The sequence below is a fragment of the Pseudomonas graminis genome (assembly GCF_900111735.1).
Classification (GTDB): Bacteria; Pseudomonadota; Gammaproteobacteria; order Pseudomonadales; family Pseudomonadaceae; genus Aquipseudomonas; species Aquipseudomonas graminis.
The window spans coordinates 24,377-37,336 of sequence record NZ_FOHW01000047.1 but is presented as its reverse complement, the minus strand read 5'-3'; the positions used below and the strand labels follow the sequence as shown (position 1 = coordinate 37,336).

The following is a 12,960-nucleotide window of genomic DNA, read 5'->3' as shown; positions in this document are numbered from 1 at the left end:
GGGGATCAGCGGGCGCAAGAACGCTGTCCAGTGATCTTCGCAGCGAAGGGCATCAGGTAGGCCGGTACATGGCACGCACGCTCATGCGTGAATCCGGGGTCATAAGCTGTCAGCGTCGGCCGCACAAATACAAATCTTCAGGGGTCGAGGCATTGGTGGCGCCGCATCTGCTCAAACGCAAGTTTGATGTGGATGCCCCCAATACCGTGTGGTGCGGGGATGTAACGTACATAAAAGTGGGTAAGCAATGGATGTATTTCGCTGCAGTGCTCGACTTGTTTGCACGCAGGATTGTGGGTTGGTCCTTTTCGATGACGCCGGACGCTTCGCTGACTTGTGAGGCATTAAGGATGGCGGTTGAGCTTCGCGGGCGCCCTAAGGATGTGCTGTTTCACTCGGACCAGGGCTGTCAGTACACCAGCCATAAGTTCCGTAATGAGTTGGTGACCCATGGCTTAAGGCAGAGCATGAGTCGCAAAGGCGAGTGCTGGGATAACGCCCCGATGGAGCGATTTTTTGGCAGCCTAAAATCGGAATGGGTGCCTAAAGAAGGATATTCGTCAGCGCATGAAGCACAGCTGGACGTGCAGCGTTATGTCATGCGTTACAACAGCCGTCGGCCCCACAGCTACAACGGCTACAGGTCGCCTGTGGCTGCGGAGGGAGCGGCTGCTTGAAAACCTAAACGGGTGTCCAGAATTACTTGACCAGTTCAAGCGCGCTCCTACAGGTTTTGCGTGTGCCTGCACCATTGCGTTCGCCGCAAACCGGTGTTGCGGATGCCCACGATCTCGCGGTCGCCGCAGATCCAATGTAGGAGCGCGCTTGCCCGCGAAGGCGGTCTGCCTGTGCCATCAATGTCGCCTGACACACCGCATTCGCGGGCAAGCGCGCTCCTACAGGTTGTGCGCTGGCCGTGGATTTACGTTCGCCACAAACCGGTGTTGCGGGTCCTATGCTTTTGCGTTCGGCGGCAAACCGGTTTTGCGCACGACGCGGCGGTTCCGGCAGAATGCCGGGCATGACTCGATCCCCGACACTCCCCGACTGCTGCCCTGCCCTCACCGCTCACTGGCCGTTGCCCCACGGGCTGGCGGATGTGGTGTTGGTGAGCAGTCGGTTCGATCCGCAAAAGCTCGTCGACGGTGATTTTCAGCGCTGTCTCATCGAGCCCCCCGCCTCCATTCAGCGGTCGGTCGCCAAGCGGCAGACGGAGTTTCTCGCCGGTCGTTTGTGCGCCCGTGAGGCGATGCGACGGTTGGACGGCCGCGTCCACGTCCCCCTCATCGGCGAAGACCGCGCGCCGATCTGGCCGCAGGACCTGACCGGATCGATCACCCACAGCACCGGCTGGGCCGCCGCGATCGTCGCGCGCAAAACGGACTGGCGCGGATTGGGCCTGGACGTCGAACAGCTGATGAGCCACGAGCGCGCCGCGCGTCTGGTGGGTGAGATTCTGACTCCGGCGGAAATGCAGCGACTGAACGCCGGGCCCGAGCACGAAACAGTCAAGGCCGTCACCCTGACCTTTTCCCTGAAAGAAAGCCTGTTCAAGGCGCTCTACCCCATCGTGCTCAAGCGCTTTTATTTCGAGGACGCCGAGCTGCTGGAATGGTCTGACGACGGCACCGCGCGGCTGCGGCTGAAGATCGATCTTTCGGAAGAATGGCACAACGGCAAGGAACTGGACGCGCAGTTCAGCGTGCAGGACGGGCAGCTGTTGAGTCTGGTGGCGATTCGGGGCTGACGGCCGCGCCCAATGGACAATGCTCACACCGCCCCACCCATTCAACCCGATAACTCAGGCAGCATGTGCGCCGCTGCCGAACCGTCTGCCCGTTCCTCTCTATATAGCGAACGGATTGGAACAGCGGATTGCGCCGCCCATCCGGCCCCAGCCTTTCACGCAACAGCCCATACCCCGCAACAACGGAAACGTCGCTCAACGCGGACAGCTGCCGCAAGCAGGTCTCCAGATAATCCCCGGCGTTGCCCCACAGCACGGCCGCCGGCACATCGCCGTAATCACTCAAGCGGTCGATCACCTGCTGCAGATTCCCCAGCAGCGGCGCAAACCGCTCGAACGGATCGTCTGAAACCGGCACCTGTATGACGGCCCCCTCAAAGCGCACCCCATCCAGAAGACCCTGCTCGTGAAGCGCGAAACTCAGCAGTTCCAGCCCCAGTGGCCACCCCAGCCCATGGGCCAGACTCACTACCACCACCGGCGGAATCAGCTGCATCGCGTAATACTTCATCCATTGCGAGACCAGCACCGGCAACTGATCCCTCATCAACTCCGGCCCATACACCTTCAGCAGCAAGCGATCCAGAGCCTCATCCCGCAACAGCTCGGTCAACGGCAACACGGGCCGGGTTTCATCGATCACCACCGTGCGGGCAAACTCGGCCAGCGCGCCGCTGAGCATCACGCCTCTCCCTGCTGACGCGGCCAGGCCAGGCTGAAACACGCACCGCCCAGGGTCTGGCTGCGCCCGATCAACGCGCGGCCGCCATGCCAGTGGATGATGCGACGCACGATCGACAACCCCAGTCCATGGCCGCCCGACGCCCGGGTGCGGCTGTCGTCCAGGCGCATGAACGGCGTGAAGATCCGTTCCCAGGCACTTTCCGGTACGCCGGGGCCGTTATCTTCGACGTCGATGCGACAGCGCTCTTCACTCAGCTGATAGCCGATGCGCACCTCAGACTCGGCGTGGCGCATGGCGTTGCTCACCAGATTCTGCAACGCGCGATGCAAGTAACGCGGTTCGGCCTCGACCCAATGCTCTTCCCCTGATCCGACACGGTTGAGCGCATCGACGCACTCGCCGAGCCTGACACTGATATTCGGCCGCAGCGGCGCCAGTTCGGCAATCACCTGCTCGATCAGGGCGTCCAGGTCGATGCGCTGGAAATTCAGGGTCGGCGCGCCCTGCTCCAGGCGCGCGTAGGTGAGCATCTCGTCGACCAGCTTGTCGAGGTCCTGAATATCGCTGTCCATGCCGACCATGTATTTATCCCGCGCTTCCGGGGTCGTGGCGTCGTTGATCATTTCCAGCCCGAAACGCAGCCGCGCCACCGGCGTGCGCAGCTCGTGGGACACGGCGCGGACCAGTTCGCGCTGGATCATCAGCGAGCGCTGCAGGTGCTCGGCCATGCCGTTGAATGCGGACGCCAGCCGCCCGACCGAGTCCGCGCCCGCCCCCGCACTTGCTACAGGAACGCGAGTTTCCAGGCTGCCCTGGGCGATCTGCGTGGCCGCCGCTTCCAGCCCGCGCAGCCGGTGCTCGAGCCGACGCACCAGCAAGTACACCACCAGCCCGATCAGGCACAGGCCAAGAAACGTGATCAGGATCAGCAACTCCGGCGGATAGGGGTTCATCTGGAACAGCGGACCGATCTCCAGCACCCACGGGGTTTCGCCAACGCCGGAGAGCACGCGGATCGAGTCGCCGCCCTTGCCCAGCGCCATCACCGTGTCGCCCTCGTCGATGCGCCGACGCTGGTCATCGTCGACATCCAGCTTCTCCAGCCGGATCAGCTGCATGTCGAAGCCGAACCCCTTGCTCTGGCGCAACGTTTCCAGCCGCGCCGGCTGCTCATCGACGGGCAGACGCACCAGTTCGTCGAGCAACAGAAAGATCGTCGCGCGGGCCAGTTGCTCACTGATCTGCCGCACCTCGCCGGTCAGGAGCAAACCGCTGGACGGATTGCCCGACAGCGCTGGCTCGACCTCACGAAAGACCTGCGCGGCATGGGGCCCGGTCTGCTCGACCACCACCTGCCCGCGACTCAACCGGCTACGGGCGCTGCCTTCGAGATGCGCGTGTTCGGCGGTCTCCAGTGCCAGCGGAATGCCCAGCAGGCGTTCCCACACGGCGAGGGCTCGGGTGCGCTCAATGTCATTCATGCCGCGCAGATTGTCGGCCATCAGCGTGAAGGTGCCGTGGGCCAATTGCTCGCGGTAGTGATCGGCGCGCACGGCGTTGACCAGATGCAGGGTCAGCACGCCGAGCAATGCCACCAGCACCAGAACGCCGAGCATGCCGCCATAGATGCGCAGGAAGATGGAATTCATCGGTCAGCCGTCGCGCTTGAGGGAAGGCAGTTGCGCGGCGGCGTGGGGCACGAACAGGTAACCCTTGTTGCGCACGGTCTTGATCAGGCGCGGGTGATCGGGGTCGTCACCGATACGCGGGCGGATTTTCGAGATGCGCACATCAATGGAGCGGTCCTGGCCGTCATAGCCGAATCCGCGCAGGGCCGTGAAGATCTCTTCGCGAGAGAGGATGCGCCCGGCGTTGGCGACCAACAGCCACAGCAGGTCGAATTCGGCGCTGGTCAGTTCGACGCTCTGGTCGTTGAGCCAGGCTTCGCGCAGGGTGTTGTCCACCACCAGCGCGCCGAATTCCAGACGGTGCTGTGCCTGGACAGGGCTTTCGAGGGTTTCGCTGCGCCTTAATAAGGCATGGATGCGCGCGAGCAGCACCCGGGGGTGCACCGGTTTGCCAACGTAATCGTCGGCGCCCATGTCCAGCCCCTGGATCTGGTCGCTGTCGTCGGTGCGCGCGGTGAGCATCAGGATCGGGCCGTCGTAGTGGCTGCGCACCTTGCGGCAGATGCTCAGGCCGTCTTCGCCGGGCAGCATGAGGTCGAGAATCACCAGATCCGGCTGCTCGTCGATGATGCGCCGGGCCGCCCGCGCGCCGTCCCCTTCGAGGCTCACGCGCAGGCCGTTGTTTTCGAGGTAGTCGCGGGTGAGTTCGGCCAGCCGCTGGTCATCCTCGACGATCAGCACCTGCCAGGGTTGTGGCTGCACGGTGAGGCTCCTTGTTTTTTCTTATTAATAGCCGGCTTTACATTCGCGATTTTGGAAGGTGCGGGCAGCGATTCCCCGCGATGCGCCCGATCATGGGCAAATCGGGTGGCAGACACAACGCATTCGCCAGCAAGCCGGCTCCCACAGATCTATGCCTGACCCGAAAACCTCCGCCAACCCAGATCAACTGTAGGAGCGCGCTTGCCCGCGAATACGATCTGCCTGTGCCGCCCATTCCACCTGACCCACCGCCTTCGCCAGCAAGCCGCCCCCCACAGATCCTGCGCCCGACGCCGAAACCTCCGCCAACCCAGATCAACTGTAGGAGCGCGCTTGCCCGCGAATGCGATCTGTCTGTGCCGACCATTCCACCTGACCCACCGCCTTCGCCAGCAAGCCGCCCCCCACACATCCTGCACCTGACGCCGAAACCTCAGCCAACGCAGATCAACTGTAGGAGCGCGCTTGCCCGCGAATGCGATCTGTCTGTGCCGCCCATTCCACCTGACCCACCGCATTCGCCAGCAAGCCGACCCCCACAGATCTTGCGCCCGACGCCGAAATCTCCGCCAACGCAGATCAACTGCAGGAGCGCGCTTGCCCGCGAATGCGATCTGCCTGTGCCGGTCATTCCATCTGATCCACCGCATTCGCCAGCAAGCCGGCTCCCACAGATCCATGCCTGACCCGGAAACCTCAGCCAACGCAGATCCACTCCAGAATCGCCCTTGCCAAATACGTTTTTTGTGATAGCGTTCGCGCCCTCAAAAAACCGGGCAATTGTTTTTCATCGGCGTTTTCCGCGATGAAAAAACAGTGACCAGCGGCCCATCCCAGACGCCATGCGGCCTACACGGGATTTTGCCGTTTCACACACAAATTACACACAGCTTTATCCACAGGTCATGCGTTGCAGTAAGTGTCCGAAACGCATATCTTGTAGCCCTTCGACGGCACAGACCCTACATGTAGGGTTTTTGTCTAAATCCCAAACACAACTTATGTCGCGATTTCAAGGTTTTTTTCTCGCGCATGACGTGTGTACGAAGGGCTGAATAACCCCCGAATCTACCGCTTTACCCCGCCCGCGCGAATGGCAGACCACCCAGCCTTGGGATCTGCGCGCAGCGGCACACGTGTTGCAACATCACACGCGCATTCTGCAACAGTTTTCAGGGTGACGGACTCAGGTCCGGCACCCTTTTCGACTTCAACGCCAGGGAGGGTAAATCCACCTTCCCATTCGTCCTGAAGTCATGGCCTGACGTTTGTCAGTCCACTGCCGCAAGACGAAACGGTGGGCGCGCATTTTGCGCCCAATCAAACTTAAAGAACGTGGAGACACCCATGCAAACAGACACAACTCGCGAGAATCCGCAGGCCACCGCGCCGCAGACAGGTGCGACCCAGCAGGACCTGTCCGCCACCGCTCCGGGTCAGCTGCGTGTGATCAAGCGTAACGGCACCGTCGTTGCGTACACCGATGACAAGATCACCGTCGCCATCACCAAGGCCTTTCTCGCAGTTGAAGGCGGCAGCGCTGCCGCTTCGTCGCGTATCCACGACACCGTTGCGCGCCTGACCGAACAGGTCTCCGCGACCTTCAAGCGCCGCATGCCGTCGGGTGGCACCATCCACATCGAAGAAATCCAGGATCAGGTCGAACTGGCACTGATGCGCGCCGGCGAGCAGAAAGTTGCCCGCGACTACGTGATCTACCGCAACGAGCGCTCCAAGGAGCGTGCCGGTCGCACCGCTGGCGAAACCCCGGTTCAGGCGCACCCGTCGATTCGCATCACCGCCAAAGACGGCAGCCTCGCGCCGCTGGACATGGGCCGCCTGAACACCATCGTCACCGAAGCGTGCGAAGGCCTGGCCGAGGTCGATGCCGACCTGATCCAGAGCGAAACCCTGAAGAACCTGTACGACGGCGTTGCGCTGACCGACGTCAACACCGCACTGGTGATGACCGCCCGCACCCTGGTTGAGCGTGAGCCGAACTACTCGTTCGTCACCGCCCGCCTGCTGATGGACACCCTGCGTGCCGAAGGCCTGGGTTTCCTCGGTGTCGCCGAAAGCGCCACCCACCACGAAATGGTCGACATGTACGCCAAGGCACTGCCGGCTTACATCGAGAAAGGCATCCAGTTCGAACTGCTGAACCCTGTGCTGGCCGAATTCGACCTGGAAAAACTGGGCAAGGCGATCAACCACGAGCGTGATCAGCAGTTCACCTACCTGGGCCTGCAGACCCTGTACGACCGTTACTTCATCCACAAGGACGGTATCCGTTTCGAACTGCCGCAGATCTTCTTCATGCGTGTGGCCATGGGCCTGGCGATCGAAGAGAAAGCCCGCGAAGACCGCGCCATCGAGTTCTACAACCTGTTGTCGTCCTTCGACTACATGGCCTCGACCCCGACACTGTTCAACGCCGGCACCCTGCGTCCTCAGCTGTCGAGCTGCTACCTGACCACCGTTCCGGATGACCTGTCGGGCATTTACCACGCCATCCACGACAACGCCATGCTGTCCAAATTCGCAGGCGGTCTGGGCAACGACTGGACGCCGGTTCGTGCGCTGGGCTCTTACATCAAGGGCACCAACGGCAAATCCCAGGGCGTCGTTCCGTTCCTGAAAGTGGTCAACGACACCGCTGTTGCAGTGAACCAGGGCGGCAAGCGCAAAGGCGCTGTCTGTGCGTACCTGGAAACCTGGCACATGGACATAGAAGAGTTCATCGAGCTGCGCAAGAACACCGGTGATGATCGTCGTCGTACCCACGACATGAACACCGCCAACTGGATCCCTGACCTGTTCATGAAGCGTGTCTTCGACGACGGCAAATGGACCCTGTTCTCGCCGTCCGAAGTGCCTGATCTGCACGACCTGACCGGTAAAGCCTTCGAAGAGCGCTACGAGTACTACGAAGCGCTGACCGAGTACCCAGGCAAGGTCAAACTGTTCAAGACCATTCAGGCCAAAGACCTGTGGCGCAAAATGCTGTCCATGCTGTTCGAAACCGGCCACCCATGGCTGACGTTCAAAGACCCGTGCAACCTGCGTTCGCCACAGCAGCACGTGGGCGTGGTCCACAGCTCGAACCTGTGCACCGAGATCACCCTGAACACCAACAAGGACGAGATCGCGGTCTGCAACCTGGGCTCGATCAACCTGCCGAACCACATCGTCGACGGCAAGCTGGACACCGAAAAGCTCAAGCGCACCATCGACGTAGCCGTGCGCATGCTCGATAACGTGATCGACATCAACTACTACTCGGTGCCGCAAGCGAAGAACTCCAACTTCCGTCACCGTCCGGTCGGTCTGGGCATCATGGGCTTCCAGGACGCGCTGTACCTGCAGCACATCCCTTACGGCTCCGATGCTGCCGTGGAATTTGCCGACCGCTCGATGGAAGCCGTCAGCTACTACGCGATCCAGGCTTCCTGCGATCTGGCGGACGAGCGCGGTGCCTACGAGACGTTCCAGGGGTCGCTGTGGTCCAAAGGCATCCTGCCGCTGGATTCGCAACAGATCCTGATCGAACAGCGTGGCCAGAAGTACATCGACGTCGACCTGGAAGAAAGCCTGGACTGGGCGCCGGTTCGCGCTCGCGTTCAGAAAGGCATTCGTAACTCGAACATCATGGCCATCGCACCGACCGCGACCATCGCCAACATCACCGGCGTCTCGCAATCGATCGAACCGACTTACCAGAACCTGTACGTGAAATCGAACCTGTCGGGCGAATTCACCGTGATCAACCCGTACCTGGTCCGCGACCTGAAAGCCCGCGACCTGTGGGACTCGGTCATGATCAACGACCTGAAGTACTACGACGGTTCGGTGCAGCAGATCGAGCGCATCCCGCAGGAGTTGAAAGACCTCTACGCGACCGCCTTCGAAGTGGACACCAAGTGGATCGTTGACGCGGCCAGCCGTCGTCAGAAGTGGATCGACCAGGCCCAGTCGCTGAACCTGTACATCGCCGGCGCATCGGGCAAGAAGCTGGACGTGACCTACCGCATGGCCTGGTACCGTGGTCTGAAAACCACTTACTACCTCCGTGCCCTGGCCGCGACCAGCACCGAGAAGTCGACCATCAACACCGGCAAGCTGAACGCCGTTTCCAGCGGCGGCCACGGCCCGGACGACTCGGCGATCACCGCCCCGCGTCCAGCCGAAGCGGCACCGGCCGGTCCAGCGCCAGTGCCAAAAGCCTGCGCGATCGACGAGCCGGACTGCGAAGCCTGCCAGTAAAACCCGCTGGCAAGCGCACCTCTTTGTAGGCGCGCTTGCCCGCCAACAGCTCGCTCTAGTTGTAGGAGTGAGCTTGCTCGCGAAGTCCTCGCTCACACCGCAGAACCTGTAGGAGTGAGCTTGCTCGCGAAGCGGTTCAAGCAACACCGCGACCCGGGAGCCTAAACGCTCCCGGCACTCGCTGCCCCTCCCCCCTTTCGGCTACACTCCCCTCTTGCCAAGCCAGGAGAACGCCCCATGCCAGCTGCCTCGCTAGAGTCCAAAAAAGCCTACTGCGCCAAAACGCGCCGCTCCAACTACGCCGCCAGCCTGCGTCTGGAAGGTTTCGAGAGCTCGCCCGCCGACTCCGAACGCCGCCTGCCCTCCCGGGAAGAGCTGCTCACCAGCTACCGCAAAAAACAGGCCTGATGGTCGACAAATACGGCGTCGGACAAGACCCTTACTGTCCGCCCGGCAGCACCGTGCTGCGCAACCGCCTCGACCTCACCGATGCAAAAACCCTGGCCCAAGCCGAGCGCGACCTTTCCGAAGTCGCCGCTGAAGCCATCGACTTCTCCCCTCCTCCCTACGACCTGCCCTACCTGCAAGCCATCCACCGCCAGCTGTTCGCTGATCTCTACGACTGGGCGGGTGAACTGCGCACCGTCGACATCTCCAAGGAGCAGACCCACTTCTGCGTGACCCACCGCATCGAGCCCGAGGCCAACAAGCTGTTCAAGGCATTGGCCGACGCAAACTGGTTTCAGGAGCTGGATCGTGGGCACTTGATTGCGGCCAGTGCCGAGCTGTTTGGGGATTTGAACATGATCCATCCGTTTCGCGAAGGGAATGGGCGTGCGCAGCGGATTCTGTTCGAGCACATTATCGTGAATGCGGGGTTCGAGATCAGTTGGTGGCCGGTGGAAGCGGAGGAATGGATACGGGCGAATGTGGATGCGGTGGGGTGTGATTATGAGGGGATGGTGCGGGTGTTTGAGCGGTGTGTTGGGGGGGCGATTGGGGCTGCGGCTGATTGACGCTCCTCGATTCAAACACCACGAGCGCGAGCGCCTTTTGTCAGGTCGGCCGTCATCGAAATGAGTAGCGTATGGGCTCGCGCATCCATGGACGGCACGTATCTCGGGCGTCTTCAGGTTCAAGAGCTTTTAGGAGCCGCTGACCTACATCACAAACACCGACAGATGACGAAATACACAGTTTCACAAACACCATATCGTGTGTATTCTTACGCCACAGAACACAAGATAGGCGATTCAGAATCAGTGAATCACCGTCAGGTCAAGAAAAATCCAGCGCGCGTTCGCCCTGTCGAACGACCGCTGAAAATGACGGATATACGGGTCGCAGCACAGACGTGCGGAGCAAATTTCCGTATACTCGCGCCCCCTAATCAAGGACAACGCCATGACCACCTGCGCAGCCCAAGTCGACCAGAGTTTTATGGTCATCACTCGTCTGCCGTGTCAGCGTTTTGCTCCTCTCCCGGATGACGGCCCTCGCGCCTGACAGCCTTCACCGGAACCCCGAACACATAGATTTCAGAGAGACTTCTCTCGACCGCTGTATGGCGTGACCCGTGTCACAACAGCAGCAAACCGATTACTCAAATCCACAGGCCGCGTAAAACCGGTCCTCTAGCAGGAGCCTCCTCACCATGCTGAGCTGGGACGAATTCGACAAAGAAGACGCCGCTGAACCCGCCAAAGGCGCCAACGCCGGCCACGCTTCGGAAGCTGCGATGGACAAACTCGACAGCGCCGGTGGTGCTGCTGCGCTTGAAGCCCGCGCCGTCAGCGCAAACGACTCCGACGCCATTGCCCGCGCCAAAGCCGCGCTGGACAAGCTGGACGTCGCTGAAGGTCTTGCCGAACTCGAAGGCTCCGCCGCCCGCGTCGCGGTCGACGAAAAACGCATGATCAACTGCCGCGCCGATCTCAACCAGCTCGTGCCTTTCAAGTACGACTGGGCCTGGCAGAAGTATCTGGACGGCTGCGCCAACCACTGGATGCCGCAAGAGGTCAACATGACCACGGACATCGCCCTCTGGAAAGACCCGGAAGGCCTGACCGACGACGAGCGCCGCATCGTCCTGCGCAACCTGGGCTTCTTCTCCACCGCCGACTCCCTGGTTGCCAACAACCTCGTGCTGGCCGTGTATCGCCTCATCACCAACCCTGAATGCCGCCAGTACATCCTGCGCCAGGCCTTCGAGGAAGCGATCCACACCCACGCCTACCAGTACTGCATCGAATCGCTGGGCATGGACGAAGGCGAGATCTTCAACATGTACCACGAGATCCCGTCGGTCGCCAAAAAGGCAGCCTGGGGCCTCAAATACACTCGCTCGATCTCCGATCCGAAGTTCGAAACCGGCACCGTCGAGACCGACAAAGAACTGCTGCGCAACCTGATCGCCTACTACTGCGTTCTGGAAGGCATCTTCTTCTACTGCGGCTTCACCCAGATCCTCTCCATGGGTCGCCGCAACAAAATGACCGGCGTCGCAGAACAGTTCCAGTACATCCTGCGTGACGAGTCCATGCACCTGAACTTCGGCATCGACGTGATCAACCAGATCAAAATCGAAAACCCACACCTGTGGGACGCCGAAATGAAGGAAGAAGCAACCCAGATGATCCTGCAAGGGACCCAGCTGGAAATCGAATACGCCCGCGACACCATGCCTCGCGGCGTACTTGGCATGAACGCAGCGATGATGGAGGACTACCTCAAGTTCATCGCGAACCGTCGTTTGAGCCAGATTGGTTTGAAGGAAGAGTATCCAGGGACCACTAACCCGTTCCCATGGATGAGCGAGATCATGGACTTGAAGAAAGAGAAGAATTTCTTTGAGACGCGGGTTATTGAGTATCAGACGGGTGGGGCTTTGAGCTGGGATTAAATATCTTGAAAAGAGGGGCTGCAATATGGCGGCCCCTTTAAAGATCAAAGCGCGACAGGCTATTTCATCAGAATAAAATTTAGAACACCGCGCTTATCTAGACCGATCAAGATGTCGTCCCCTGCCACGGCTAGCGCCATTACGGCATTAGTCTGGAAGTAGAGTCGATACTCAGATCGAGTTGGGCTACTTTCTCTAGACTCATACCAAGTGACTGTTACCTCATCAACGACTGTTGAGCCCCGGACAGAAAACCGGCCCACATGCTTTGATTTATCCGTTCCAAAAATCGTTTTTAGGGCAGCCACCCCATTAAACTCATGTTGATTGGAGCGATTAGGATGTGCCTCAACGGCAGTAAGAGTTTTTAGGCAGGCTGGCTCTAGCAATACGGGTTTATTGTTCATAGTCACTCCTCCTCAAGTATCTTTAATTAGGGGAACTTAGCGCGGCACTGGCGGGTGTAAAAAGTCCAGCGCGGACGTTGCAGTTGGATTATCTAGATTAGTCTTAGCAACTGAAGCAAAAACCGCATCATTTACGACGGTCAAAAACAAGATCGATGCATCTAAAACCTTCTCTAACTCCGAGAAGGTTATCTTTGTGCCCACGCTATGAGCGACATCATGCCGGCTCGCAATAGCATTATTGTAAAGGCTCACAGTTACGTCATCTATATTGTCGTTTAGATAATTTTTAGCGCTAGTGCTAAAAAAACCAAGAAAGCCAGATATCTCGGCCTTGCCTACGCTCCGCAGACATTTTTTTCCTGTTGTAATCGCAAAGTTCTTCAACTCTGCATCTTCCGCACTTGCTAGCCGCGACTCAAGTATTAAATAAATAGACTGCTGAATTTCAGCACAAAGAATAACCAATATATGCTGAGTCAAATATGACTCAACACTGCTATTCCATGAGTTCGTAAATGCCAAGTGATCTTTACATTCTTCAAGCGCAGCCCTCGTCCTTAGCA

At 59.7% G+C, this 12,960-nt stretch carries 11 protein-coding genes; 6 read left to right on the top strand and 5 right to left on the bottom strand.

Features of this window, described 5'->3' with window-relative positions; all coding sequences use genetic code 11:
- A partial coding sequence (locus BMY98_RS23860; protein WP_083398875.1) for an IS3 family transposase occupies positions 1 to 677 on the top strand: 677 nt, incomplete at its 5' end.
- A 344-nt stretch (positions 678 to 1,021) separates the two neighbouring features.
- Positions 1,022 to 1,747 (top strand): 4'-phosphopantetheinyl transferase family protein, encoded by a 726-nt coding sequence (locus BMY98_RS23855; RefSeq protein WP_217648330.1) that lies wholly within the window; start codon positions 1,022 to 1,024, stop codon positions 1,745 to 1,747.
- Here BMY98_RS23855 and fhuF read toward each other — a convergent pair.
- From fhuF to BMY98_RS23840, 3 genes are read right to left on the bottom strand one after another with little or no spacing between them, the layout of a single operon-like run.
- Positions 1,698 to 2,471 (bottom strand): siderophore-iron reductase FhuF, encoded by a 774-nt coding sequence (gene fhuF / locus BMY98_RS23850; RefSeq protein WP_074892844.1) that lies wholly within the window; start codon positions 2,469 to 2,471, stop codon positions 1,698 to 1,700. The genes BMY98_RS23855 and fhuF overlap by 50 nt on opposite strands.
- Complete coding sequence (locus BMY98_RS23845; protein ID WP_074892843.1) at positions 2,429 to 4,081, bottom strand: ATP-binding protein; 1,653 nt, start codon at positions 4,079 to 4,081, stop codon at positions 2,429 to 2,431. The genes fhuF and BMY98_RS23845 overlap by 43 nt, the downstream gene beginning before the upstream one ends.
- Positions 4,082 to 4,084: 3 nt before the next feature.
- Positions 4,085 to 4,822 carry a response regulator gene (locus BMY98_RS23840; RefSeq protein ID WP_074892841.1) on the bottom strand — a complete coding sequence of 246 codons (738 nt, stop codon included), beginning with the start codon at positions 4,820 to 4,822 and terminating at the stop codon, positions 4,085 to 4,087.
- A 1,347-nt stretch (positions 4,823 to 6,169) separates the two neighbouring features.
- On the opposite strand from BMY98_RS23840, the gene BMY98_RS23835 reads away from it, so the two are divergent.
- The 4 genes from BMY98_RS23835 to BMY98_RS23820 all read left to right on the top strand — a co-directional run bounded on the left by BMY98_RS23835 (position 6,170) and on the right by BMY98_RS23820 (position 11,987).
- Entirely contained in the window at positions 6,170 to 9,085 is a 2,916-nt protein-coding gene (locus tag BMY98_RS23835; RefSeq protein WP_074892839.1) for a ribonucleoside-diphosphate reductase subunit alpha, read from the top strand.
- 237 nt (positions 9,086 to 9,322) lie between these two features.
- On the top strand, positions 9,323 to 9,493 hold the full coding sequence (locus tag BMY98_RS27065; protein WP_139214569.1) for a YhfG family protein: 171 nt from the start codon (positions 9,323 to 9,325) through the stop codon (positions 9,491 to 9,493).
- A complete protein-coding gene (locus tag BMY98_RS23830) occupies positions 9,493 to 10,101 on the top strand; it encodes a putative adenosine monophosphate-protein transferase Fic (RefSeq protein WP_074892837.1) in 609 nt (202 codons plus the stop codon). The genes BMY98_RS27065 and BMY98_RS23830 overlap by 1 nt, the downstream gene beginning before the upstream one ends.
- Positions 10,102 to 10,739: 638 nt before the next feature.
- A complete protein-coding gene (locus BMY98_RS23820) occupies positions 10,740 to 11,987 on the top strand; it encodes a ribonucleotide-diphosphate reductase subunit beta (protein ID WP_037012114.1) in 1,248 nt (415 codons plus the stop codon).
- 59 nt (positions 11,988 to 12,046) lie between these two features.
- Here BMY98_RS23820 and BMY98_RS23815 read toward each other — a convergent pair whose 3' ends face one another.
- Complete coding sequence (locus BMY98_RS23815; RefSeq protein WP_074892833.1) at positions 12,047 to 12,394, bottom strand: hypothetical protein; 348 nt, start codon at positions 12,392 to 12,394, stop codon at positions 12,047 to 12,049.
- A 36-nt stretch (positions 12,395 to 12,430) separates the two neighbouring features.
- Positions 12,431 to 12,877, bottom strand: coding sequence for a hypothetical protein (locus tag BMY98_RS23810; protein ID WP_139214568.1), 447 nt, complete (start codon positions 12,875 to 12,877; stop codon positions 12,431 to 12,433).
- Positions 12,878 to 12,960 lie beyond the last annotated feature (83 nt).